This window comes from Pseudomonas sp. NPDC089547 (assembly GCF_050280665.1).
In the GTDB taxonomy this organism is placed as follows: Bacteria; Pseudomonadota; Gammaproteobacteria; order Pseudomonadales; family Pseudomonadaceae; genus Aquipseudomonas.
Genome location: NZ_JBNNVS010000060.1, coordinates 1 through 24,087 on the forward strand (window position 1 = coordinate 1; position 24,087 = coordinate 24,087).

Below are 24,087 nucleotides of genomic sequence, written 5' to 3' on the forward strand. Positions count from 1 at the left end.
GGCCTTGTGTCGCGAAAGGGCTGCGCAGCAGCCCCAGGATTTCAGCGGTGATGCACAAATTGCCGGGGCCGCTGTGCGGCCCTTTCGCGACACAAGGCCGCTCCTACAGGGGTTAGGCGTTCAGGTCGCAAGATTAGCCCGGGTCGCGGAAATCGGGGTGGAAGTTGGCCGGCACGGCAACGCTGACGCTATCGCGGGTCGCGATGTCGATACCTTCGCTCGCCACCTCAGCCAGGAAGTCGATTTGCTCTGGCGTGATCACGTACGGCGGCAGGAAGTACACCACGCTGCCCAGCGGGCGCAACAGGGCGCCACGGGTCAGCGCATGCTCGAACACTTTCAGGCCGCGCCGCTCCTGCCACGGGTAGGCAACCTTGCCAGCCTTGTCCTTGACCATCTCGATGGCCAAGGCCATGCCTGTCTGACGGATCTCGGCCACATGCGCGTGATCGGCCAGGTGCGCGGTGGCACTGGCCATGCGCGTGGCCAAGGCCTTGTTGGCCTCGATCACGTTGTCCTGTTCGAAGATATCCAGGGTCGCCAGCGCCGCAGCGCAGGCCAGCGGGTTGCCGGTGTAGCTGTGCGAATGCAGGAACGCGCGCAGGGTCGGGTAGTCGTCGTAGAACGCCTGGTACACCTTGTCGGTGGTCAGGCAGGCGGCCAGCGGCAGGTAGCCGCCGGTCAGGGCCTTGGACAGGCACAGGAAGTCCGGGCGGATGCCGGCCTGCTCGCAGGCGAACATCGTGCCGGTGCGGCCGAAGCCCACGGCGATCTCGTCGTGGATCAGGTGCACGTCGTAGCGGTCGCAGGCTTCGCGCAGCAGCTTGAGGTACACCGGGTGGTACATGCGCATGCCGCCGGCACCCTGGATCAGCGGCTCGACGATCACTGCCGAAATGCTTTCATGGTGCTCGGCCAGGGTCTGCTCCATGGCCTGGAACATGTTGCGCGAGTGCTCTTCCCAGCCCATGCCTTCCGGGCGCAAGTAACAGTCCGGGCTCGGCACCTTGATGGTATCGAGCAGCAGCGCCTTGTAGGTTTCGGTGAACAGCGGCACATCGCCGACCGACATCGCGGCAATGGTTTCGCCGTGGTAGCTGTTGGTCAGGGTGACGAAGCGCTTCTTGCCTGGCTTGCCGACGTTCTGCCAGTAGTGGAAGCTCATCTTCAGCGCCACTTCGATGCACGACGAGCCGTTGTCGGCATAGAACACCCGGTCGAGCCCGGCCGGGGTCATGGCCACCAGGCGCTCGGACAGCTCGATCACCGGCTGGTGGCTGAACCCCGCCAGGATCACGTGTTCCAGCTGGTCGACCTGGTCCTTGATGCGCTGGTTGATGCGCGGGTTGGCATGGCCGAACACGTTGACCCACCAGCTGCTCACCGCGTCCAGGTAACGCTTGCCTTCGAAGTCCTCCAGCCACACGCCTTCGCCGCGCCTGATCGGGATCAGCGGCAGCTGCTCGTGGTCTTTCATCTGGGTGCAGGGGTGCCACAGGACCTTGAGGTCACGTTGCATCCACTGATCATTGAGGCCCATGGGCACTTCTCCTGGCTTTGCGGCGTGGTTCGACCGCGTAAGCCTAAGCAAAGCCGCAGGGCAGGACAACCGTCGTGGCTCAATGCCGGTTGGTGCCGGTCCATTCGAGGCGGCGAATGTGTACGGTGCCGGCCTGTGAAGTGGAGATCGTCAGGCGCCGAAACGGCCCGTCAATGACCTGATGGTAAGGGTGTGTGGCGATGGGGCCGGGCCGCAGGTCGCGAAAACCGCTGCCTTCGAGAGTTAGCCAGTAGAAATTGCGCGGCGCAGGGGCAGCCAGGTCGTAATCATGGCTCTCGGTATCGAACAGCATCTGCAGGTCGTCGCAAAGGAAGTCGCTGACCACGTAGTACTCCAGCCGCAGGCACTCGACTTCATGGGCGAAGGTGATCTCCACGTCGCTGTGTTCGCCGATCACCAGTTCGGTGCCGTCTTCACCCTTGAACGCTTCATGGAAGCCGGTCCAGGAGGTGCTGTTGGAGCGGATAGTCAGGCCCGAGGCCGTTCTAAGCGTCTGCCTGTGCCACAGAATCTGCCGCTCAATGTGCTGGAAATGCTCCTCGAAGATCATGCGCATGCCCTCCTGGCGGGGCTTATGGCCATCTTCGCCAGCTTCGCCTGCGGCCGTGTGACATGGCTACTGGCAAAAATGTCAGTTGCCAAAAGCACTTGATGTCACTGCGCTGGCAGGGTTGGCGGAGGTGACGTATTCTTAACGCATCTCCCTCGGGGCATTCCTGCCTCTCCCCGCTTCTGTAACCTTTGACTCGGAGTTCGCCGACATGGCTGCTGCTTGGGTGCGCCTGTGCGCGTTGGTATTGATTGGTGTGTCCAGCGGCGCCGCGCTGGCCAAGGACAAGACACCTTCGGCAATCGTGGTAGGCGGCGGCCTGGCGGGCCTTACGGCAGCCTACGAGTTGCAGGCCAAAGGCTGGCAGGTAACCCTGCTGGAAGCCAAGCCGGGCATGGGCGGGCGGTCGGGGCTGGCCACCAGCGAGTGGATCGGCAACTCCAAGGCGCAGCCGGTGCTCAACCAGTACCTGGACCGTTTCAAGCTTGAAACACTGCCGGCCCCGGAGTTCGTGCGTACCCCCGGTTACCTGATCGACGGCGAGTACTTCAGCGCCACCGACCTGGCTACCAGGCAGCCTGCTACCGCCGAAGCGCTCAAGCGCTACGAAAAAACCCTCGACGATCTGGCCCGTTCGATCGATGACCCGCTGAACCCGCAGGCTACGAGCACACTGTTCGCCCTCGACCAGATCAATGTCGCCACCTGGCTGGACAAACTGCAATTGCCAGCAACGGCGCGTCAGCTGGTCAACCAGCAGATTCGAACCCGATACGATGAGCCGTCGCGCCTTTCGTTGCTCTATTTTGCCCAGCAGAACCGCGTGTACCGTGGGGTCAGCGACCGTGACCTGCGTGCTGCGCGCCTGCCTGGCGGCAGCCCGGTGCTGGCCCAGGCCTTTGTCAAACAGCTGAAAACCATCAAGACCAGCTCGCCGGTTACCTCCATCGTTCAGGATAAGGATGGGGTAACGGTGAAAGTCGGCGGCGTGGGCTACCAGGCCGATTACCTGGTCATGGCCGTGCCTCTGCGCGCCCTGGCCAAGATCCAGATGACCCCGGGCCTGGACAACCAGCACCTGGCGGCGCTCAAGGGCACCAACTACGGCTGGCGCGACCAGCTGATGCTCAAGTTCAAGAAGCCTGTGTGGGAAAGCCGTGCGCGCATGTCGGGCGAAATCTTCAGCAACGCCGGCCTCGGCATGCTGTGGATCGAACCGGCACTCAAGGGCGGCGCCAACGTGGTGATCAACCTGTCTGGCGACAACGCCCGCCTGCTGCAGACCTTTGGTGACAAGCAGATGGTCGACCAGGTGCTGATCCGCCTGCATGCGTTCTACCCACAAGCCCGTGGTGCCTTCACCGGTTACGAGGTCAAGCGTTATAGCGTTGACGCCAGCACCGGTGGCGCCTACCTGGCCTACGGGCCGGGGCAGATCAGCAAATACTGGCGCCTGTGGGAGCGCCCGGTGCAGCGTATCACCTTTGCCGGTGAGCACACCGACGCCCTGTACCCAGGCACCCTGGAAGGCGCCCTGCGCAGTGGCCAGCGTGCGGCCAGCCAGGTGCAGGACCTGTTGGCCGGTAAGTCCTTCGACCCGGCCAAGGCGGCGCCGGTTGCAGCGGCAGCGGCGGCCGGTGCAGTGGCTGCCAAGCAGGGCAAGGGCGGGTTCTTCTCCAACATGTTTGGTGGTTCGTCCGACAAGGCTGACAAGGCGCCGGTGAAAGAGGAGCCGAAAAAGGTCGAAGAGGCCAAGCAGGACAAGCCGGGCTTCTTCAAGCGCCTGTTTGGCGGTGCGGACAAGCCTGAAGTGAAAGCCGAGTCGATTGCCAAGGCCGAAGAAGTGGCCCCGGTAGCAGCGCCTGCACCTGCTCCACAAGCCGCGCCGGCGCCGGTTGCGCCTGCACCTGTGGTCAAGGAGGCGGCGGCCAAGCCTGCGGCAACCAAGGTCGTTCCGGCCAAGCATGTGCCGGTACACAAGCCAGCGCACAAGCCGGCCGAGGCCAAGAAGGCGACCGCCAAGTCCGAGCCGGCCAAGAAGCCTGTGACCAATACCCAGGCCAAGGCTGGCTGATGTATTGACTGTGCCGTCCTCTTCGCGGGCAAGCCCGCTCCCACAGGTTTCGCGCAGGTTCGAAGGCCTGCGCAGCACATGTGGGAGCGGGCTTGCCCGCGAAGAGGCTGTTACTGGCAACCTCTATTTCCCCGGCTATCGTTAATGTTTCCTTAATGGGAAGCTTACAGAATACATATCGGATTTCTCGATAATCCGAAGCAATTTTTTCCGCTTTTATTCGATACGTTACGCGTTAGTCTGTGCACAGCTTTCACGGGGAATCACGCCAACATGCAACTGCGCAACTCACCTTCTCGCTACGGCGTGGTCAGCATCGTCCTGCACTGGGGCGTGGCGCTGGCAGTCTTCGGCTTGTTCGGCCTGGGCCTGTGGATGGTCGGCCTCGACTACTACAGCCCTTGGCGCAAAGCCGGCCCAGACCTGCACAAGAGCATCGGCCTGGTGCTGCTGGCGGTAATGTTGCTGCGGGTCGTCTGGCGTTTCATCAGCCCGCCGCCACCGGCACCGGCCAACCATGGCGCCTTCACCCGCATGGCGGCCAAGCTCGGCCACCTGGCGCTTTATGCCGGGCTGTTTGCCGTGATGGGCGCCGGTTACCTGATTTCCACTGCCGACGGCGTCGGCATCCCGGTTTTCGGCCTGTTCGAAGTGCCGGCCCTGATCAGTGACCTGCCCGACCAGGCAGATGTGGCTGGCGTGATTCATCTGTGGCTGGCATGGGGCCTGGTAATTTTTGCCGTATTGCATGCCCTGGCAGCACTCAAGCACCATTTCATCGACCGTGACGCGACCCTGACCCGCATGCTGGGCCGCAAAGCTTGACTCTCAACCTCAATTGCATAGGAAGGATATAAGGATGTTGAAAAAGACTTTTGCCGCTCTGGCGCTCGGTACCGCTCTGCTTTCCGCCGGCCAGGCCATGGCTGCCGAGTACAAGATCGACAAGGAAGGCCAGCACGCGTTCGTCGACTGGAAAATCAGCCACCTGGGCTACAGCTTCATCCACGGTACCTTCAAGGACTTCGACGGCAACTTCACCTGGGACAGTGCCAAGCCTGAAGCCAGCAAGATCAACGTCGACCTGAAAACTGCCAGCCTGTGGTCGAATCACGCCGAGCGTGACAAGCACATCGCCAGCGCGGACTTCCTGGACGTGAAGAAGTACCCGGATGCCAAATTCGTTTCTACCGCCGTCAAGTCGACGGGTGCCAAGACTGCTGACGTGACCGGCGACCTGACCCTGCACGGCGTGACCAAGCCGGTCACCTTCAAGGCGACCTTCAACGGTGAAGGCAAAGACCCATGGGGCGGCGAGCGCGCTGGTTTCAACGCCACCACCACGCTGAACCTGAACGACTTCGGCATCAAAGGCCCAGGCCCGACTTCGCAGACCCTGGACCTGGATATCAGTGTTGAAGGTGTGAAACAGAAGTAAGTGATTCTTCGACAATAAAAAACGCCGCCCATTGGGCGGCGTTTTTTTATTCACTCAACCTTTTCGGGTCAACAAGGCCGGGCGCTCACCGCGTGGGCGGCTTGGCAGGTCATCCAGTTGCTCTGGTGTCGGGAAACGGTCCAGTTTGGATTCCTTGCGGATGATCACAGGCTGTTTTTCCGGCTGGCGCGGGTTGCGCACGGCCGGCTCTTGCCGGGCGGCATCATCACGGGCCGGGCGACCACGGCCAGCGCCGCCGCCATCACGACGGGCACCGCCACCGTTGTTGGCGCGCGGTGGGCGTTTTTCGCCGCCGCCGCCACTGCGCTGCTGGCTGCCATTGCGGGCCTGACCCTGGCCACCCGCGTTGCTGCGCTGGCCGTTGCCCTGGCCTTGACCTTGGCCGGCACCTGCACCTGGGCGGCGATTGCGGCCCTGGCCTTTGCCCTGATACGGGCTGACGTAGTCGGCACGGTTACCGAAGTTGTCGATGTCGTCGTCCAGGAACTCTTCCGGGTCACGGTCTGCGGATGCTTTCGGCGCGCTGCTGCTGGCCTGCTGCTGTTGCTGCTGGCGCAACTTCTTGTCACGCGGTTTGCGCGGCTGCTGTTGCTTGTCGCCGCTCTTTTCCTTGTCGGCCGGCTTCTCGGCAGCTTGCTGCTTGGCCTTGCCTTTATCCTTGCCTTTGTCCTTGCGGCCACCGTTGCTGTCTTTACCGCCTTCGCCACGGGCCTGCTGGTTGCGACCGCCACGGCCGTTGTTCTGTGGGCGCTCGCGTACTTCAGGCTTCTCGGCTTCCACCTGGCTGGCGTCAAAGCCCATCAGGTCGCCGTCGGCGATCTTCTGCCGGGTTACCCGTTCGATGCTCTTGAGCAACTTCTCTTCGTCCGGTGCGACCAGCGAAATGGCCTCACCCGAACGACCGGCACGGCCGGTACGGCCAATGCGGTGCACGTAGTCTTCCTCGACATTCGGCAGCTCGAAGTTGACCACGTGGGGCAGTTGGTCGATGTCCAGGCCGCGGGCGGCGATGTCAGTGGCGACCAGTACGCGCACCGTGTTGGCCTTGAAGTCGGCCAAGGCTTTTGTGCGGGCGTTCTGGCTTTTGTTGCCGTGAATCGCGGCGGCAGTCAGGCCTTGCTTTTCCAGGTACTCGGCCAGGCGGTTGGCACCGTGCTTGGTGCGGGTGAACACCAGCACCTGCTCCCAGGCACCCAAGGTGATCAGGTGTGCCAGCAAGGCGCGCTTGTGGCTGGCAGGCAGGCGGTACACGCGCTGCTCGATACGCTCGACGGTGGTGTTCGGCGGCGTGACTTCGATACGCTCCGGGTTGTGCAGGAGCTTGTCGGCGAGGTCGGTGATGTCCTTGGAGAAGGTGGCCGAGAACAGCAGGTTCTGGCGCTTGGCCGGCAGGCGGGCCAGTACTTTCTTGACGTCGTGGATGAAGCCCATGTCGAGCATGCGGTCGGCTTCGTCGAGCACCAGGATTTCCACGTGGGCCAGGTCAACCTTGCCTTGGCCGGCCAGGTCGAGCAGGCGCCCAGGGCAGGCAACCAGCACGTCAACGCCCTTGGCAATGGCCTGCACCTGCGGGTTCATGCCAACGCCGCCGAAAATGCAGGCGCTGACCAGAGGCAGGTCACGGGCATAGACCTTGAAGCTGTCATGCACCTGGGCTGCCAGCTCACGGGTCGGGGTCAGGACCAGCACGCGCGGCTGGCGCGGGCCGTGACGCTGCGACTTGTCGGGGTGGCCGGCGGGGAACAGGCGCTCGAGAATCGGCAGGGCGAAGCCGCCGGTTTTACCAGTACCTGTCTGTGCGGCAACCATCAGGTCGCGGCCTTGCAACACGGCGGGAATAGCCCGCTGTTGCACGGGGGTCGGCTGGGTATAGCCCGCAGCCTCGATAGCGCGGACAAGAGCCTCGGAGAGACCGAGGGAAGCAAAGGACATGGGCGATCCTGTTCTCGTGTGGGCTGGGCCCGTTGGGATGTTCTGCCTGGCGCGACGGGCATCGGTGGGATGCGATCGCGTCCGGTCCAGCTGGGCTTTCACTGCACATCCGGGAAACGGAGGGTGGACGCGAAGGGGCGTCGGTGCCGATCGGGATGCCTGTTGCGAGGCCGAGCGTCCGGGCGTGAGCCGGGCGGGAAGGCCCGAGTATAACAGAGCTATCGCGCTGTGCTGCTTTCCTGCTGCTCAACGGCATTGAGAATGTTTCCGATGTCGCCTGTGTAGCGCTGGTTGATGTCGGCGAAGGCGCGTTCCTGCTTGAAGCGCTGCAGTTCTTCGGCAAAGGCCAGCGCCAGTGCCTCCCGCCCGGGTTTGCGTACCAGCCCCAGGTATTGGTCCTGGCGATTGATCACCAGTGGCAGTTCCTCGATCTGTTGCGCCAGGCCCAGTTGCCGGAGCAGGTGGTGGCCAACCTTGCGGTCGGTGATTGCCAGGTCGATACGACCCAGCAGCAATTTGCCGAAGTTGGCTTCCTGGGTGGGTGCGGCCTCGCGGCGAAAATGCGTAGCCTCGTTGAACGCGGCGCCATAGGCGTAACCGGGGGAGGTGCCTACCGTGAGCCCAGCCATGTCGTCCGGCCCGGTCACGGCATGGCGGCGCGCGCGGGCCTGGAACAGCACGAACTCGACTTGCGACAAAGGCTCGGGCGCGTACACCAGGTAGGGGCGCCGGGATTCGGTCTGGAAGATGTCCAGAATGCCGTCGGCCAGGCCTTGTTCGATCATGGCCAAGCAGCGTTTCCACGGCAGGAACTGCCATTCCACCTCGACACCAAGGCGCTTGAACACCTCGGTGGTCACTTCGTAGTCGATGCCGTGGGGCGTGCCATCTTGCTGATAAATATAGGGCGCCCAGTCATCGGAGACCAGGCGCAAGCGCTCGCCCAAGGCCAACGGGCTCAGGCAGGCGAGCAGCAGGATGCAGAACAGTCGGGCGACGAGTGGCATGGCCGGAGATTACGCGCTCGGCCGGAGCAAGGCCAGTGGGCCTGATATTCAAAGCGGCCGCGATCCTTGTGGGAGCGGGCGTGTCGATGCGTCGAACCGCCGCGAACACGGGCGAAGCCCGTGCCATACACCGCGTCGCCTGTTTCGCGGGCATGCCCGCTCCCACAGGGATTGTGCAAGGCTTTGGGGTTGCGGGCGCATCAGCCTTGCGAGGTTCTCAGCAGATGTGTCTCGATTTCCTTGCGCCGCTCACCCAGCGACAAGCGCAGCCCCGGGTGGCGCAAGCACTGGCGCAGTTGCTCGGGCCGCATCTGGCCGTAGCGGGCATTGAGGTTTTCCAGCGCCTTGTCCCACCAGGCCGGCGCGCAGGCGCGGTCGAACTCGTTAGGGTAGGGGTAGCAGCCATACAGCAGCTCGCGAGCGAACTGGCGTTCGTGGCTGGGCATGGTCAGGCTCAGCGCTTTGTAGCCCAGGCGGTGCAAGGCCGGTGGCCGGGGTAGCTGGTCGTTGACCAGCCGGACGTCAGCCAGCGCCGCCGGGCTCAGTGGGGCGTGGCCATGCTTGCGCAGCCAGGCCTGGATCTTGGCGCGAAATTGCGCCTTGCGGCTCCAGTAGTGGTGGATGACATCGGTGCACTCGGCCACCTCCAGCCTGCGGTAAGCCGCCACTGCCAGGCAGAACTCTTCCAGTGTGTAGGCCTCGCGCGCCAGCGGGTAGAACTCGTCCATCATGGCGATAGAGCGGTCCAGGGTGTCGGCGTTTTCGGCCATGAGGCCGATCACCCCAGAGTTGAGCAGAGGCATCTGGCAGTCGGCCAGGCCCCGCGCTTGCAGAATCGCCAGCAGGTTCTTGTACAGCAGGCACTTCTGGTTTGCGCCGTAGCGCGGGCCGATGGCGTTGCACAGCAGCTTGCCTGGCGCCACGCGGCTGAACAGTTGCAGTGGCGATGAGCGGAAGAAGGTGTCGGTGTCGATCAGCACTGCCAGCGGGTGCTGTTGCAGCACCTGGCGCAGCAGCACATGTTTGCTGCGAAAGTGGTACCCGTGAGGCGCGTTCCATGCCAGGCGCGTGGCTTCGTCCAGCACGTGGACGGTGACGGGCAGTTCGGCATAGGGCTGCGGGTTGTCGGTGTACACCTGGATGTCCATGGCGTCGCCTGCTGCCGTGCCGAGATGAGCAAGGGCGCTGACGATGCTGAAGCAGGCTTCCTGGTGGTAGGTTGCCGGGCCAAAAGCCAGGTAAACAAGCTGTGGGCGCGATGGCTGGGGATGCTGCATGGCTGGCAAGACCTGTGTAACCCGAAAATGAACAAGGCTTTAGTCTATGACCAAAGCCTTAATCATTTCTTAAGCAGACTTTGCCAAAAAGTTTCAGCGCGGCAGCTTCAGGTTATTCCAGATCGCCAGGCTCGGCTCGGCCTGGTTCAGGGTGTAGAAGTGCAGGCCCGGCGCGCCGCCTTGCAGCAGCTGTTCGCACATGCGGGTGATCACTTCTTCGCCAAAGGCCTGGATGCTGGCGGTATCGTCGGCATAGGCTTCCAGCTGCTTGCGGATCCAGCGCGGGATCTCGGCGCCACAGGCGTCGGAGAAGCGTGCCAGCTTGCTGTAGTTGGTGATCGGCATGATGCCGGGCACCACCGGGATGTCCACGCCCAGCTTCTGTGCGCGCTCGACAAAGTAGAAGTAGCTGTCGGCGTTGAAGAAGTACTGGGTGATGGCGCTGTCGGCACCGGCTTTGACCTTGTGCACGAAGTTGGCCAGGTCGGCCTCGAAGTTGCGCGCCTGTGGGTGCATTTCCGGGTAGGCGGCTACTTCCAGGTGGAAGTGATCAGCGGTTTCCTGGCGGATGAACTCGACCAGGTCGCTGGCGTAGCGCAGCTCGCCACTGGCCATGCCCATGCCTGATGGCAGGTCGCCACGCAGGGCGACGATGCGTTTGATGCCAGCAGCCTTGTACTCGGCCAGCAGGGCGCGCAGGTCGTCTTTGGAGTCGCCCACGCACGACAGGTGCGGCGCGGCAGGTACCTTCACTTCGCTTTCCAGCTGCAGCACGGTGTTCAGCGTGCGGTCGCGGGTGGAGCCGCCAGCGCCGTAGGTGCAGGAGAAGAAGTCCGGGTTGTAGGTGGCCAGCTGCCGGGCAACGCCCATCAGCTTTTCATGACCGGCGTCGGTCTTGGTCGGGAAGAACTCGAAACTGTAGCGGCGTTCTTGTGACATCACTCGTTCCTCAAGCAGCCTGCTTCAAGCGGCAGGCTGCAAGTAAAAGCCAGGGCGGTGTGGGCCGGCCTGGCTTGGGCATCGTTGCGAAGCGTTGCCTGTGAACGCTTAGTAGCGGTAGGCGTGCGGCTTGAACGGGCCTTCGACGGTCACGCCGATGTAGTCGGCTTGCTGCTTGGTCAGCTGGGTGACCACGCCGCCGAAGCCGCGGACCATTTCCAGGGCGACTTCTTCGTCGAGTTTCTTCGGCAGCACTTCAACGGTCAGGCGCTCGGCTTTCTTCTCGTCCGACAGGTCGGCGAACTTCTGCTCGAACAGGAAGATCTGGGCCAGTACCTGGTTGGCGAACGAACCGTCCATGATGCGGCTTGGGTGGCCAGTGGCGTTACCCAGGTTGACCAGGCGGCCTTCGGCCAGCAGGATCAGGTAATCGTCGTTCTGCGGGTCGAAGCTGCCAGCGCCGGTGCGGTGGATCTTGTGCACCTGCGGCTTGACCTCTTCCCAGGCCCAGTTCTTGCGCATGAAGGCGGTGTCGATCTCGTTGTCGAAGTGGCCGATGTTGCAGACCACGGCACGCTTCTTCAGGGCCTTGAGCATGTTGGCGTCGCAGACGTTCACGTTACCGGTGGTGGTCACGATCAGGTCGATCTTGCCCAGCAGGGCCTTGTCGATGCTGGCTTCGGTGCCGTTGTTGATACCGTCGATGAACGGCGAAACCAGCTCGAAGCCATCCATGCAGGCTTGCATGGCGCAGATCGGGTCCACTTCGGTGACCTTCACGATCATGCCTTCCTGGCGCAGGGACTGGGCCGAACCCTTGCCCACGTCACCGTAGCCGATCACCAGGGCCTGCTTGCCCGACAGCAGGTGGTCGGTACCACGCTTGATGGCGTCGTTCAGGCTGTGACGGCAGCCGTACTTGTTGTCGTTCTTGCTCTTGGTAACCGAGTCGTTGACGTTGATGGCCGGCACTTTCAGCTCGCCCTTGGCCAGCATGTCCAGCAGGCGGTGCACGCCAGTGGTGGTCTCTTCGGTCACACCGTGCACGCGGTCCAGTACCTGTGGGTACTTCTTGTGCAGCAGTTCGGTCAGGTCGCCACCGTCGTCGAGGATCATGTTGGCGTCCCATGGCTGGCCATCTTTCAGGATGGTCTGCTCCAGGCACCACTCGTACTCTTCTTCGGTTTCACCTTTCCAGGCGAATACCGGGATGCCGGCGGCGGCGATGGACGCGGCGGCCTGGTCTTGAGTAGAGAAGATGTTGCAGGACGACCAGCGTACTTCGGCACCCAGGGCAACCAGGGTTTCGATCAGCACGGCAGTCTGGATGGTCATGTGAATGCAGCCCAGGATCTTCGCACCCTTGAGCGGTTGCTCGGTCAGGTACTTGCGACGCAGGCCCATCAGCGCAGGCATTTCCGATTCGGCAATGATGGTTTCGCGACGGCCCCAGGCGGCCAGGGAGATGTCGGCGACTTTGAAATCGGTAAAACCAGCAGGCATGTTTGCAGCGCTCATGAGAGCCTCCATTCGTAGTGTGCGAATGGGCGCCGTTGTGCGTTAAGCGCCCGCGAGAGCGAGCAACGCCCCATCCGAGCCTGACAGGCCTAGCCTGCTGCAGCGCCCCTCGGACAGGTGGCGGGCATGGCACCGCTGTGGGCAACCATGTGAAACGGCGCAGATTATAGCCGCCCCCGCCAGCTTGCCCAAGGTTTTCTGTCGATTAATCGCGACGATAGTCGATGTTCAATGGAGCGATGGCGGCCGCTCTGCCATCATTGCCCTACGTTAGCCAAGCAGGTCAGGAGTACAGATGAACTTTCACACCCGCAAGTGGGTTAAACCCGAAGACCTCAACCCCAATGGCACCCTGTTCGGTGGCAGCCTGTTGCGCTGGATCGACGAAGAGGCAGCGATCTACGCCATCGTCCAGCTGGGCAACCAGCGCGTGGTGACCAAGTACATTTCGGAAATCAACTTCGTCAGCGCTTCGCGTCAGGGCGACATTATCGAACTGGGCATCACCGCCACCGAGTTCGGCCGCACCTCGATCACTCTCAAGTGCGAAGTGCGCAACAAGATCACCCGCAAGAGCATTCTGACGGTCGACAAGATGGTGTTCGTCAACCTGGGTGAAGATGGCTTGCCGGCGGCGCACGGGCGCACCGAGATCAAGTATGTGCAGGACCAGTTCCCGGATTCTGCCGTAGAGTGATTTTCTGGGGCTGCTTTGCAGCCCATCGCGACACAAGGCCGCTCCTACAGGGGAACGCGATCTCTTGTAGGAGCGGCCTTGTGTCGCGATGGGCCGCACAGCGGCCCCAAATTCTCAAGGTTGGGCGCTAACCTTGCGCACCACCCGGCCAATGCTCAACCCCTGCACCAGAATCGATGACAGCACCACGATGTAGGTGATCGACAGCAGCAGGTCACGCTCCTCGCCCAGTGGCAGCGACAGCGCCAGGGCTACCGATACCCCGCCACGCAAGCCACCCCAGGTCAGTACCCGCACTGTGCCTTTGGGCACCGGGCGCCAGCGGCGCAGCAGCACGATGGCCGGTGCCACGGTCAGCAGCCTCGACAGCAGCACCGCCAGTGCCAGTACGCCGCCGGCCGCCAGGTGCATCCAGTTGAACGGCAGCAGCAACAGTTCCAGGCCGATCAGCGCGAACAGCAGGGCGTTGAGCATGTCATCGATCAACTCCCAGAAACCGTCCATGTAACGACGGGTCATGTCGTTCATCGCCAGGTTACGCCCCAGGTTACCGATGATCAGGCCGGCCACCACCATGGCGATCGGCGCGGAGACGTGCAGCTCGTAGCACATGGCCGAGCCACCGATGACCAGTGCCAGGGTCAGCATGACTTCCACCTGATACTGCTCGACGCTCTTGATCATGCGGTAAGTGGCGTAGCCGATCAGGCCGCCGAATACCACACCGCCGATGGCCTCGCGGGCGAACAGGATCGCCGTGTCGGTCATGCTCGGCGTTTCCCCCAGCTGGATGATGCCCAGCAACACGGTGAACACCACCACCGCAGTGCCGTCGTTGAACAACGACTCGCCGACGATGGTGGTTTTCAGCGGTTTGGAGGCATTGGCGGTACGCAGCGCGCCCAGCACGGCAATCGGGTCGGTGGGCGAGATCAGTGCACCGAACAGCAGGCAGTAGATCAGCGGGACCTGCCAGCCGAACATCGCGAATACCCAGTGCGACAGGTAGCCGATGACCACGGTGGCGATCAGTACGCCAATCGTCGCGAGCAAGCCGATCGGCCAGCGATAACTGCGCAAATCGCTGAGGTTCACGTGCAAGGCGCCGGCAAACAGCAGGAACGCCAGCATCCAGTGCATCAGCAGGTCGTTGAAATCGATCTGGTTCATCAAGCCTTCGACGCGTGCTTCCAGGCCAGGGAAGCCAATCAGGCTCAGGCCCTGCAGCATCAGCGAGAACAGCAACGCCGTGACCATCACGCCGATGGCAGGGGGCAGGCCGATGAAGCGGTAATTGACGTAGGTAAGAAGGGTGGTGAGGCAGATAAACGCGGCAACTAATTCAAGCATCCCAAATCCTGTAACAGTGGCTTCCAAGTCGTTACCCGAATGACTCGGGCAGTTCTTTGATGACCTGGCGCGGGGTTCGGGACACAGGCTTTGACCGGATAAGTCAAAATCGTTCCCGAAAACTGGCTGCACTGGGTACCCTGTGGGAGCGGGCGCGCCCGCGAACACCGGCAAAGCCGGTGCCATACACCGAGTCGCTTTCTTCGCGGGCGTGCCCGCTCCCACAAAGCCGCCCTGCGCGCTGTATATTCACAGCCATAAAAAGCCAAAAGGATAAGAAGGCGTGTTGGCAACATCCCTGGTGCTGGTCGCCGCCCTGCTGCATGCGACCTGGAATACCCTGATCAAATTCAGCGCAGAGCGGCTGCTAGTGATCGCCAGCATGGATACGGTGGCACTGGCCTTCGCGGTGGTGGCCGTTCCCTTTGTCGAAGTCCCGCCTGCCACTATCTGGCCTTGGTTGCTGGCCTCGGCGCTCGCCGAGCAGCTGTACCGCTACCTGCTGATACAGGCCTATCGCGTGGGCGACCTGGGGCTGGTCTATCCTCTGATGCGCGGGCTGTCGCCATTGGTGGTGCTGGGGTTGACCCTGGCCTTTGCCGGGGAGTCGCTGAGCCAGCAGCAGATCATCGGCATCCTGCTGATCCCCTGTGGCATGGCCTGCCTGCTGTGGCAGGGCGGTGGTGGCGACCGGTTGCCCTGGTCGATGCTGCCGGTGGTCGCCCTGATCGGCCTGTGCATTGGCTGCTACACCTGGTTTGACGGCCAGGCCGTGCGCTTGTGGGGCAAGCCTTGGGACTACCTGGTCTGGCTGACCTTGCTCAGTGCCTGGCAATTCCCGCTACTGGCCAGTGTGGCGCGGCGAGCACCGTTCGTGCTGTTCTGGCGAACACAATGGCGCCTGGGGCTGGCGGTAGGGTTCTGCGTATTGTTCAGTTACGCCCTGGTGTTGTGGGCCATGCATCTGGGCTCAGTGGCAGAGGCGGCAGCGTTGCGCGAACTGAGCGTGATCCTGGTGGTGCTGTTCGGCATGCGCTACCTCAAAGAACCTTTTGGCGGGCCGAGACTCCTAGCTTGCGGGCTGGTCCTGGCAGGCATGCTGGTGATGAAGCTCTAACCCATTTTCGAACAAGGAGTCCTGCGCATGACCGTTGCCCTGTGGTGCATTTTGATCGCGCTGCTGTTGAACCCGCTATGTGCCTTGATCGCCAAGGTGAGCAGCGGCCGCTTCGGCCTGAAGGACAATCATGACCCGCGGGCTTTTCTTGATACCTTATCGGGCCTGCCAAGGCGTGCGCATGCTGCGCAGCAGAACGGCTACGAGGCGTTTCCGGCATTCGCCGCAGCGGTGCTGGTGGCGGATATCGTCGGCAATGCCGAGCAGGTGACGCAGGATGTGCTGGGGGTGATGTACATCACCAGCCGGCTGCTTTACATCATCTGCTACCTGGCCGATTGGGCTGCACTGCGCTCGCTGGTGTGGTTTGCCGGGTTGGCGCTGATCGTGGCGTTCTTTGTGGTTTCGGTCTGAAACCGAGTCGCCTGCTTCGCGGGCTTGCCCGCTCCCACAGGTACAACGCAGCATTCAAGGGCTGTGGTGTACCTGTGGGAGCGGGCGAGCCCGCGAAGAATCCATCGCCGATCAAGGCACTTTAGGTACTTCGGGCAGTGGCTGACCCTTGGGCCACAGCATCCAGATCTGCCCTTGCTGCTTCATGTTCCCGGCCAGTTCGCCGGCCTCCGGCCCGGTACCCCAGAACAGGTCGGCACGCACTTCGCCGGCAATTGCCCCGCCCGTGTCCTGTGCCCCCACCGGGCGCACCACCGGCGAGCCGTCCGGGCGTGTGGTAGAGAGCCACAGCAGGCTGCCCAACGGGATTACTTTGCGGTCGATCGCCACGCTGTAACCCGCTGTCAGCGGCACGTTCAGCGACCCGCGCGGGCCTTCGTTGCTGTCCGGGCGGGTGCTGAAGAACACGTAGCTGGGGTTGCTGGCCAGCAGTTCCGGCACGCGCTGCGGGTTGGCCTCGGCCCAGGCATGAATGGCACCCATGCTCACTTCTTCTTTTTTCAGCTGGCCCTGTTCCACCAGCCAGCGCCCGATTGGCCGGTAAGGGTGGCCGTTCTGGTCGGCATAGCCCAGGCGCAGTTGCCGGCCGTCCTCCAGCTGGACGCGGCCAGAACCCTGGATCTGCAGGAACTGCAGGTCCATCGGGTCGGTCAGCCAGGCCAGCACCGGAGCCTTGACGCCGTCACGATTGATCACTTCGGCAGTGTCGTAAGGCTTGAGCACTCGGCCATCGAGGCGACCGCGCAGGCGTTTGCCCTTCAACTCGGGGTACACGCTGGCCAGATCGACCACGATCATGTCTTCAGGGGGGCCGTAAACCGCCACATGGTTGGTCGCCGACTGCTTCAGGCTGCCGGGGTAGACCGGCTCGTAATAACCGGTAATCAGGCCGTTGGCATTGTTCTCGGCCGAGCGCAGGCCGTACACCGCCAGGTTCTGCTCCAGGAAGGTACGCACCTGGGCGGCACTCGCCGTGGCGCTGCCGGCCGCTTCGCAGGTAGCGGCCCAGACCGCGTCCCGCTTGAGCTTCTCGCAGCCACTACGCCAGGCGTAGAAACCGGCCAGCAGGTCTTCATCGCTGACTGCCGGCAGGTCTTTCCAGGTGGCCGGGGCGTAGGTAGCGATGGCGTGGGGTTCGGGCTTGGCGTTCTCGCCGCCGTTGCAACCGGCCAGCAAGGCCAGCACCGGCAGTGTCCAGGCCAGGTGGCGCAGGGCAGATTTCATGAGTGTGTTCCTGTCATGGGCGAACATGAAGATTCGCCCCTGTATTTTATGTGGCTATTGGTCTTTGGCCCTTGGACAGCGATACTGGCCGCCCATTTGCGTAGGCCGAAGTGAGCGTGATGTTGAAGCGATTGACCGTTGTTCTGCTGGCAGCACTGGCGCTGGGTGGTTGTGACCGGGTTGACCCGAACTCGCCGCTGGGCAAGCGCAAGGTGATCTTCAAGGACATGCTCAAGACCAGCGAAGACCTGGGTGGCATGCTGCGTGGCCGGTTGCCGTTCGACGGGGTCAAGTTTGCCGACGGTGCGCTGAAACTGGACGGCCTTGCACATCAGCCCTGGCAGCACTTTCCACAGGTACGCGATGGCGGCGACAGCGCCGCCCGCGCCGAAGTATGGGAGCGCCAGGCGCGCTTTCATGACCTGGCCCGGCAACTGGAGGGCGTTACCGGCGAACTGGTCGGCGTAACCCGTAGCCAGCCGCTGGATGTCGCGCAGTTGAAAGGGCCGATGGACAAGGTGGAAGCAGCGTGCAAGGCCTGTCATACCGAGTTTCGTAATCACTGAACACGTCATCGCTCTCACAGGCCAACACGTAACCACTTGATTGGCAGCGAACCTGTGGGAGCGGGCTTGCCCGCGAACACCGGCGAAGCCGGTGCCATACATCGCGTCGGCTTCTTCGCGGGCAAGCCCGCTCCCACAGGGTCAAGCGGCGGTTGATCAAGCTATGTTCGTCTATCAGCGGTCCAGGTCGTCGACTGCTTCCTGCAGCTCTTTACGCGACTCGGCCAGCTTGTCCTTGCGCTTGTTGATCTTCTCGGCGTCGCCTTTCTTCTCGGCTTTCTTCAAGTCCTTTTCCCGCTGAGCCACTTCATGGCGTGCGTCGAGCACCTTCTGCTCACGCTCCTTGCGCAGGCTGGCGTCGGTGCAGTTGTCCACTCCGCGCAGGGCTTCTTCCAGCCCGGCCACCTGGTCGTTGTTGCCATGGTCGCGGGCAATCTTCAGCTGGTTCTCGATGGCACTGCGCTTGGCCGCGCAACCTGTCAGGCCGGCATCAGGCTCGGCAGCCTGGGCAGCGCCCGTAGCCAGGCCAAGTGTTGCGAGCAGCAAAAGGGTCGAAATACGTTTCATGAAAAGCCTCCTGGACGGGGCGGGGCAGCAAAAGTTGGTGGAAATCCTGCCTTGGTTTTGCCCATTTAGAAACCCTTGTCGGGTTTTTCTGGTGCAATCTCAGGGGTTGCCTACGGGTAAATTGGTAAAAAATCATTGCTCGCTGGGTTCGCTACCGTTCTGGAACCCGTGGATACCTGCCTTGGACAGCTCTGCCGCAAGGGCTTGAACCTCGCTGGCCGCAAAAAACGCCGTCAACTGCTGCCCGCGCTTTTCGCCAATACCGGCCATGGCCTGCCATTCACGACTGCTGCGCTTTTCCAGCGCTTGCCAGTCACCTGCCACCGGCATGCGCGACGGTATGGGGGCACCCAGCCCGCGCAGCCATTGGGCAAAAGGCCGTGAGCGAGCGGCGTTGAAGCTGCTCAGCAACTGTGCAGAGGTTGCCTCACTGATGCCGGATACCCGCCCCAGGCGCCCGGCATCCAGGTGCAGCCAGTCGGTCATCGAAGTCACCAGGCCGGCATCCACCAGTCGCCGCCAGGTGCCCGGCCCGGTACGTGGCAGGGCCAGCCCTTGTTTGCTACTGAGCCAGGTCAGGCGGGCAATGAATTGCTCCTCGCAGCCCTCGCTGGCCTGCCAGCAACTGTGGGCGTGATAGCGGTCGGGTGCAGGCGCGCTGACTGCCTTGCGTTCGGTCGCGCGGTGCACCACCTGCTCCAGGCGCGGGATGGTCAGCCCGGCCAGGCTGATGGCCACCTGGTCACCAGGGCGGATGTCGAGGCTGTGCCAGCGCGCCAGCGAGCCCAGGCTTACCTGGCTAACCCGCCGGTCGTCCAGGGTTACTGGCAGTAGATGCAGCACTGGCGTAACCCTGCCGGTGCGGCCAACCCTAAAGCGTACTTCGCGCACTTCGGCCAAGGCCTGCATGTAGGGGTACTTCCAGGCCGCGATCCAGTAGGGCGCCTTGGCCTGCCAGCGCTCGGCGGGTGGTCGGTTGCCCTGGCGCAGGATCACGCCGTCAGTGGCGAACGGCAGGGCAGAGCGGTACCAGTGATCTCGCCAATGGGCTGCGTCGTCCAGGGTGTCGATGGCAACGCTGAAGCGCAGGGCTTCCGGGAAGCCCAGTTGCGCCAGTTGCTCCAGGCGCTCCGCCTGCTGGCCTGGGCCGTGCGGCCAGCCCCAGACGAACAGGCCGATACCCGCGCCTTGTTCGCCGGTCAGTTGCTTGCGTGCCAGCAGCCCGGCCACACTGCCGCGGGCGTTGACGCTACCTGCCCGGGCTTGAACGTGCTGGTCCAGGCGCAGGTACAGCTCACCCTGCAATTGAAGGTCGATTGCCTGCGGTAACTGCCGGGTGATATTGCCAAGCTGGGGAATGTGCCGGCTCCAGTCGTGGCCTTGCGCGCCGTCGCCACGGCTGATCAACTGCACCAACTGGCCTTGCCGATAGATAAGCGAAACCGCAACACCATCGACCTTGGGCTGCACCCACACCCCGCTTTTGCCGGCCAGCCAGCGTGCCACGGCCTGGCGGTCGGGCAGCTTGTCGACGCCGGTATGCAATACCGGATGGTTGATCGGGCCGCGGGCAATGGCCAAGGGCGGCGGGCTGGCGGCAAGGCCAAAGCATTGCTGAAGGTGGCCCAGGCGCTGGCGGCTCTGGTCGTACAATTCGTCGGCCACCAGCGCGATACCCTGGCGATGGTAATGGTCATCCCAACGGGCAAGGGTGGCTTGTAGTTGTGCGACTTCGGCATCGACCTGCCCTGGCGTCCAGTCGGGGCACTGTTCGGCCCAGGCCAATGGAGCCCGCAGCAACAGCAGCAGCGTGAACAACAGTGGGTAACGCATGGCCAGCATCCTTGCGTGGCGGGTGGGAACACCCAGCCTAGGCAGGTACGCAGGTGCTTGCCGCCGCGCGATTGTCAGCCGATATGTCACAAAAAAGCCCCTGCCGATCACTCGGCAGGGGCTTTCGCCTGGTGCTGTAGGAAACTTACAGGCCGGCAGCGTCACGCAGCGACTGGGCGCGGTCGGTGCGCTCCCAGGTGAAGGTGGTGAAGGTGTCGTCGCCGACAGTCTTCTGCTGCGGCTCGCGGCCGAAGTGACCGTAGGCGGCAGTTTCCTGGTACATCGGGTGCAGCAGGTCGAGCATGGTGGTGATGGCATACGGGCGCAGGTCGAAGCACTCGCGCACCAGCTGGATGATCTTGTCGTCGGAAACCTTGCCGGTGCCGAAGGTGTTGATCGAGATGGAGGTCGGCTGGGCCACGCCGATGGCGTAGGACACCTGGATCTCGCAGCGCTCGGCCAGGCCGGCGGCAACGATGTTCTTGGCCACGTAGCGGCCGGCGTAGGCGGCGGAACGGTCGACCTTGGACGGGTCCTTGCCGGAGAACGCGCCACCACCATGGCGGGCCATGCCGCCGTAGGAGTCGACGATGATCTTGCGGCCGGTCAGGCCGCAGTCACCCACCGGGCCACCGATGATGAAGTTGCCGGTCGGGTTGATGTGGTACTGGGTACCTTTGTGCAGCAGTTCGGCAGGCAGGGTGTGCTTGACGATCAGCTCCATCACGGCTTCTTGCAGGTCTTTCTGCGAAACCTCAGGGTTGTGCTGGGTCGACAGCACAACGGCGTCGATACCGACCACCTTGCCGTTTTCGTAGCGGCAGGTGACCTGCGACTTGGCATCCGGGCGCAGCCATGGCAGCAGGCCGGACTTGCGCGCTTCGGCCTGGCGCTCGACCAGGCGGTGCGAGAAGCAGATCGGCGCCGGCATCAGCACTTCGGTTTCGTTGCTGGCATAGCCGAACATCAGGCCCTGGTCACCGGCGCCCTGGTCTTCTGGCTTGGAGCGGTCCACGCCCTGGGCGATGTCCACCGACTGCTTGCCGATGATGTTCATCACGGCGCAGGTGGCGCCGTCGAAGCCGACGTCGGAGCTGTTGTAGCCGATGTCGATGATGACCTTGCGCACCAGGTCTTCCAGGTCGACCCAGGCCGAAGTGGTGACTTCGCCGGCGATGATGGCGACACCGGTCTTGACCAGGGTTTCGCAGGCTACGCGGGCGTATTTGTCCTGGGCGATGATGGCATCAAGGACGGCGTCCGAAATCTGGTCGGCGATCTTGTCCGGATGCCCTTCGGACACGGACTCGGAGGTGAAAAGGGAGTATTCGCTCATCTCGAAGGTTCCTGAAATTTACCGATGGTGTATGTCGCCAGCCGTCCGCTGGAAATGGCGGACCTGGATCTGGAAACCGTTACGCAAGCCTACGTACAGGCTGTCCGCATGGGCCAGCCCGGCAGCGTTGGCCCAGCGGGCCAGGTCGTCCTGTTCAAAGCCAAGCCAAAGGTCGCCGCAGGCGTCCCGCGCCCACCCCTGGTCATGGCTGCACAATTCGGTGACCAGCAGGCTGCCGCCTGCTTTCACCCGCTTGGCCAGCTGGCGCAAGGCCAGGGCCGGGTCGCTGAAATGGTGCAGCACCATGTTCAGCACAACGCAGTCGGCGGCCACATCCGTTGCACCCAGTGCATCGCCCAACTGCAGGTTGACGTTGTCGAGCCCTTCGCGTTGGCACACCTGGCGCGCCAGCTCGAGCATGGTCGGGCTGTTGTCCAGGGCGGTTACCTGGGCAAAGCGCCGGGCCAGGTCGGGCAGGAAACCGCCGTCACCGGGGCCTACCTCCAGGGCGCTGGCGGCCGGGTCGAAATGCAGCTTGTCGAGCAGCGCCAGCAGGCTTTCGCGGTACTGCGGCAGGCCGGCGATCAGGTCTTGCTGGGCGCGGAACTTCTCCTCCACGCGCAGGAAGAAGTCCTGGCTGGTGGCGGCGCGGCGCTGCTGTACCTGGGCTATGCGTGCTTGCACGTCGGACGGCAGGGCCAATTCGTCGACTTCTTCAAGCAGCGCCGCATGCAGCCGGCCACCCAGGCGCAGGCTGTCGGGCAGGGCGCGGCGGTAGAAGATGGCATTGCCTTCGCGGCGGGTGGCTACCAGTTCGGCCTGGGCCAGCACCTTCAGGTGGTGGCTCATGCCCGACTGGCCGATGTCGAAGATCTGCGCCAGTTCCAGCACGCCGAACGAGTCGTTGGCCAGGGCGCGCAATACGTTCAGGCGCAGCGCGTCGCCACTGGCCTTGCACAGGGCGGCCAATGCTTCGCGTTGCTCGGGGATCGATTGCGCACGGAGATTCATGGGGCGGCAGTCTAGACAGGCATCAGTGCCCTAGCAAGGCCAATATCAAAAAGTTTTGATATTGGCGATGAGCTGCAAGCCGAAAGCTTCTAGCTACAAGCTTTAGAGCGGTCCGCGTCGGGCTCTGCCCTTTACTTGCAGCTTAAAGCTTGCCGCTTGGCGCTTAAATGTTTGCCCCAAGCCCCCCCAGTGGGCGAAAATGGTCGCCTTTTTTCGTGTCACCACCTATTCAAGCCCCCCAGGAGATCAGCGATGCCCAGCCGTCGTGAACGTGCCAACGCCATTCGTGCCCTCAGCATGGATGCCGTGCAAAAGGCCAACAGCGGCCACCCAGGTGCCCCCATGGGCATGGCGGATATCGCCGAAGTGCTTTGGCGCGACTATCTGAAGCACAACCCGAGCAACCCGAGCTTCGCCGACCGTGACCGCTTCGTGCTGTCCAACGGCCACGGTTCGATGCTGATCTACTCGCTGCTGCACCTGACCGGCTACGACGTCACCATCGATGACCTCAAGTCGTTCCGCCAGCTGCACAGCCGTACCCCGGGCCACCCTGAGTTTGGCTATACCCCGGGCGTAGAGACCACCACCGGCCCGTTGGGCCAGGGCCTGGCCAACGCCGTGGGCTTTGCCCTGGCTGAAAAAGTGCTGGGCGCCCAGTTCAACCGTGAAGGCCACAACGTCGTCGACCACAACACCTACGTGTTCTTGGGCGACGGCTGCATGATGGAAGGTATCTCCCACGAAGTTGCCTCGCTGGCCGGTACCCTGGGCCTGAACAAGCTGGTTGCCTTCTATGACGACAACGGCATCTCCATCGACGGCGAAGTGGAAGGCTGGTTCACCGACGACACGCCGAAGCGTTTCGAGTCCTACAACTGGCTGGTGATCCGCAACGTCAATGGCCACGACGCCGACGAGATTCGTACCGCCATCGATACCGCCCGCAAGAGCGACCGTCCAACCCTGATCTGCTGCAAGACCATCATCGGTTTCGGTTCGCCAAACAAGCAGGGCAAGGAAGACTGCCACGGCGCGCCACTGGGCAACGACGAAATCGCCCTGGCCCGCAAGGAACTGAACTGGAACCACGGTCCGTTCGAAGTCCCGGCCGATATCTATGCCGAGTGGGATGCCAAGCAAGCCGGCGCCAAGGCCGAAGCTGAATGGAACACGCGTTTCGACGCCTATGCCGCAGCCTTCCCGGAACTGGCCAGCGAGCTCAAGCGCCGCCTGAGCGGTGAGCTGCCAGCCGACTTCGCGGAAAAAGCCGCTGCCTATATTGCTGAAGTCGCTGCCAAGGGCGAGACCATCGCCAGCCGCAAGGCCAGCCAGAATACCCTGAACGCGTTCGGCCCCCTGCTGCCGGAGCTGCTGGGTGGCTCGGCCGACCTGGCCGGCTCCAACCTGACCCTGTGGAAAGGTTGCAAGGGCGTCAGCCATGAAGATGCCAATGGCAACTACATGTACTACGGCGTGCGCGAGTTCGGCATGACCGCCATCATGAACGGCGTTGCCCTGCACGGTGGCCTGGTGCCTTACGGCGCGACCTTCCTGATGTTCATGGAATACGCCCGCAACGCCGTGCGCATGTCGGCACTGATGAAGCAACGTGT

Annotated in this window: 21 protein-coding genes and 1 riboswitch; of the genes, 8 read left to right on the forward strand and 13 right to left on the reverse strand. The window is 63.0% G+C overall.

Annotation, left to right across the window (positions count from 1 at the left end; all coding sequences use genetic code 11):
• Nucleotides 1-133 precede the first annotated feature (133 nt).
• Entirely contained in the window at nucleotides 134-1,540 is a 1,407-nt protein-coding gene (locus tag ACQKPZ_RS25485; RefSeq protein WP_427543581.1) for an adenosylmethionine--8-amino-7-oxononanoate transaminase, read from the reverse strand.
• 79 nt (nucleotides 1,541-1,619) lie between these two features.
• On the reverse strand, nucleotides 1,620-2,111 hold the full coding sequence (locus tag ACQKPZ_RS25490; protein WP_427543614.1) for a hypothetical protein: 492 nt from the start codon (nucleotides 2,109-2,111) through the stop codon (nucleotides 1,620-1,622).
• Nucleotides 2,112-2,322: 211 nt separating this feature from the next.
• Between ACQKPZ_RS25490 and ACQKPZ_RS25495 the strand changes: the two genes are divergently transcribed.
• From ACQKPZ_RS25495 to ACQKPZ_RS25505, 3 genes are all read left to right on the forward strand, one after another.
• Nucleotides 2,323-4,185 carry an FAD-dependent oxidoreductase gene (locus ACQKPZ_RS25495; protein ID WP_427543584.1) on the forward strand — a complete coding sequence of 621 codons (1,863 nt, stop codon included), beginning with the start codon at nucleotides 2,323-2,325 and terminating at the stop codon, nucleotides 4,183-4,185.
• Between the two features lie 273 nt (nucleotides 4,186-4,458).
• The gene (locus ACQKPZ_RS25500; RefSeq protein WP_427543587.1) at nucleotides 4,459-5,010 is read left to right on the forward strand and encodes a cytochrome b; all 552 of its coding nucleotides are present in this window, start codon (nucleotides 4,459-4,461) and stop codon (nucleotides 5,008-5,010) included.
• A 34-nt stretch (nucleotides 5,011-5,044) separates the two neighbouring features.
• Nucleotides 5,045-5,623: a YceI family protein gene (locus tag ACQKPZ_RS25505; protein WP_427543590.1), complete on the forward strand. Its 579-nt coding sequence runs from the start codon at nucleotides 5,045-5,047 to the stop codon at nucleotides 5,621-5,623.
• A 54-nt stretch (nucleotides 5,624-5,677) separates the two neighbouring features.
• On the opposite strand, the gene ACQKPZ_RS25510 is transcribed toward ACQKPZ_RS25505, so the two are convergent.
• From ACQKPZ_RS25510 to ahcY, 5 genes are all read right to left on the reverse strand, one after another.
• Nucleotides 5,678-7,576, reverse strand: a complete 1,899-nt coding sequence (locus ACQKPZ_RS25510) for a DEAD/DEAH box helicase (protein WP_427543593.1) — start codon at nucleotides 7,574-7,576, stop codon at nucleotides 5,678-5,680.
• A gap of 218 nt (nucleotides 7,577-7,794) precedes the next feature.
• The gene (locus ACQKPZ_RS25515) at nucleotides 7,795-8,583 is read right to left on the reverse strand and encodes a substrate-binding periplasmic protein (RefSeq protein WP_427543596.1); all 789 of its coding nucleotides are present in this window, start codon (nucleotides 8,581-8,583) and stop codon (nucleotides 7,795-7,797) included.
• Nucleotides 8,584-8,783: 200 nt separating this feature from the next.
• Nucleotides 8,784-9,860 (reverse strand): hypothetical protein, encoded by a 1,077-nt coding sequence (locus ACQKPZ_RS25520; RefSeq protein WP_427543599.1) that lies wholly within the window; start codon nucleotides 9,858-9,860, stop codon nucleotides 8,784-8,786.
• Between the two features lie 93 nt (nucleotides 9,861-9,953).
• Nucleotides 9,954-10,799: a methylenetetrahydrofolate reductase [NAD(P)H] gene (gene metF / locus ACQKPZ_RS25525; protein WP_060501022.1), complete on the reverse strand. Its 846-nt coding sequence runs from the start codon at nucleotides 10,797-10,799 to the stop codon at nucleotides 9,954-9,956.
• 108 nt (nucleotides 10,800-10,907) lie between these two features.
• The gene (ahcY, locus tag ACQKPZ_RS25530; RefSeq protein WP_391126231.1) at nucleotides 10,908-12,317 is read right to left on the reverse strand and encodes an adenosylhomocysteinase; all 1,410 of its coding nucleotides are present in this window, start codon (nucleotides 12,315-12,317) and stop codon (nucleotides 10,908-10,910) included.
• Nucleotides 12,318-12,337: 20 nt separating this feature from the next.
• A riboswitch (S-adenosyl-L-homocysteine riboswitch) is annotated at nucleotides 12,338-12,434 on the reverse strand.
• Nucleotides 12,435-12,612: 178 nt separating this feature from the next.
• On the opposite strand from ahcY, the gene ACQKPZ_RS25535 reads away from it, so the two are divergent.
• The gene (locus ACQKPZ_RS25535) at nucleotides 12,613-13,014 is read left to right on the forward strand and encodes an acyl-CoA thioesterase (RefSeq protein WP_016501956.1); all 402 of its coding nucleotides are present in this window, start codon (nucleotides 12,613-12,615) and stop codon (nucleotides 13,012-13,014) included.
• Nucleotides 13,015-13,128: 114 nt separating this feature from the next.
• On the opposite strand, the gene ACQKPZ_RS25540 is transcribed toward ACQKPZ_RS25535, so the two are convergent.
• Entirely contained in the window at nucleotides 13,129-14,364 is a 1,236-nt protein-coding gene (locus tag ACQKPZ_RS25540; RefSeq protein WP_391126228.1) for a cation:proton antiporter, read from the reverse strand.
• 283 nt (nucleotides 14,365-14,647) lie between these two features.
• Between ACQKPZ_RS25540 and ACQKPZ_RS25545 the strand changes: the two genes are divergently transcribed.
• Together ACQKPZ_RS25545 and ACQKPZ_RS25550 are read left to right on the forward strand one after the other, a co-directional pair.
• Nucleotides 14,648-15,481 (forward strand): EamA family transporter, encoded by an 834-nt coding sequence (locus ACQKPZ_RS25545; RefSeq protein WP_391126225.1) that lies wholly within the window; start codon nucleotides 14,648-14,650, stop codon nucleotides 15,479-15,481.
• Between the two features lie 27 nt (nucleotides 15,482-15,508).
• Nucleotides 15,509-15,895, forward strand: a complete 387-nt coding sequence (locus ACQKPZ_RS25550; RefSeq protein ID WP_391126222.1) for an MAPEG family protein — start codon at nucleotides 15,509-15,511, stop codon at nucleotides 15,893-15,895.
• Nucleotides 15,896-16,006: 111 nt separating this feature from the next.
• Here ACQKPZ_RS25550 and mltA read toward each other — a convergent pair whose 3' ends face one another.
• Nucleotides 16,007-17,158, reverse strand: a complete 1,152-nt coding sequence (gene mltA, locus ACQKPZ_RS25555; protein WP_427543602.1) for a murein transglycosylase A — start codon at nucleotides 17,156-17,158, stop codon at nucleotides 16,007-16,009.
• A gap of 119 nt (nucleotides 17,159-17,277) precedes the next feature.
• On the opposite strand from mltA, the gene ACQKPZ_RS25560 reads away from it, so the two are divergent.
• Nucleotides 17,278-17,724 carry a c-type cytochrome gene (locus tag ACQKPZ_RS25560; protein WP_427543605.1) on the forward strand — a complete coding sequence of 149 codons (447 nt, stop codon included), beginning with the start codon at nucleotides 17,278-17,280 and terminating at the stop codon, nucleotides 17,722-17,724.
• Between the two features lie 174 nt (nucleotides 17,725-17,898).
• On the opposite strand, the gene ACQKPZ_RS25565 is transcribed toward ACQKPZ_RS25560, so the two are convergent.
• The 4 genes from ACQKPZ_RS25565 to ACQKPZ_RS25580 all read right to left on the reverse strand — a co-directional run bounded on the left by ACQKPZ_RS25565 (nucleotide 17,899) and on the right by ACQKPZ_RS25580 (nucleotide 22,471).
• A complete protein-coding gene (locus tag ACQKPZ_RS25565; RefSeq protein ID WP_391126214.1) occupies nucleotides 17,899-18,291 on the reverse strand; it encodes a DUF1090 domain-containing protein in 393 nt (130 codons plus the stop codon).
• A 132-nt stretch (nucleotides 18,292-18,423) separates the two neighbouring features.
• Nucleotides 18,424-20,124, reverse strand: coding sequence for an NAD-dependent DNA ligase LigB (gene ligB, locus ACQKPZ_RS25570; RefSeq protein ID WP_427543608.1), 1,701 nt, complete (start codon nucleotides 20,122-20,124; stop codon nucleotides 18,424-18,426).
• A gap of 145 nt (nucleotides 20,125-20,269) precedes the next feature.
• Nucleotides 20,270-21,460, reverse strand: coding sequence for a methionine adenosyltransferase (gene metK / locus ACQKPZ_RS25575; protein WP_016489516.1), 1,191 nt, complete (start codon nucleotides 21,458-21,460; stop codon nucleotides 20,270-20,272).
• Nucleotides 21,461-21,478: 18 nt separating this feature from the next.
• Entirely contained in the window at nucleotides 21,479-22,471 is a 993-nt protein-coding gene (locus ACQKPZ_RS25580) for an ArsR/SmtB family transcription factor (protein ID WP_391126207.1), read from the reverse strand.
• 252 nt (nucleotides 22,472-22,723) lie between these two features.
• Here ACQKPZ_RS25580 and tkt point away from each other — a divergent pair.
• A partial coding sequence (gene tkt, locus ACQKPZ_RS25585) for a transketolase (protein ID WP_427543611.1) occupies nucleotides 22,724-24,087 on the forward strand: 1,364 nt, incomplete at its 3' end.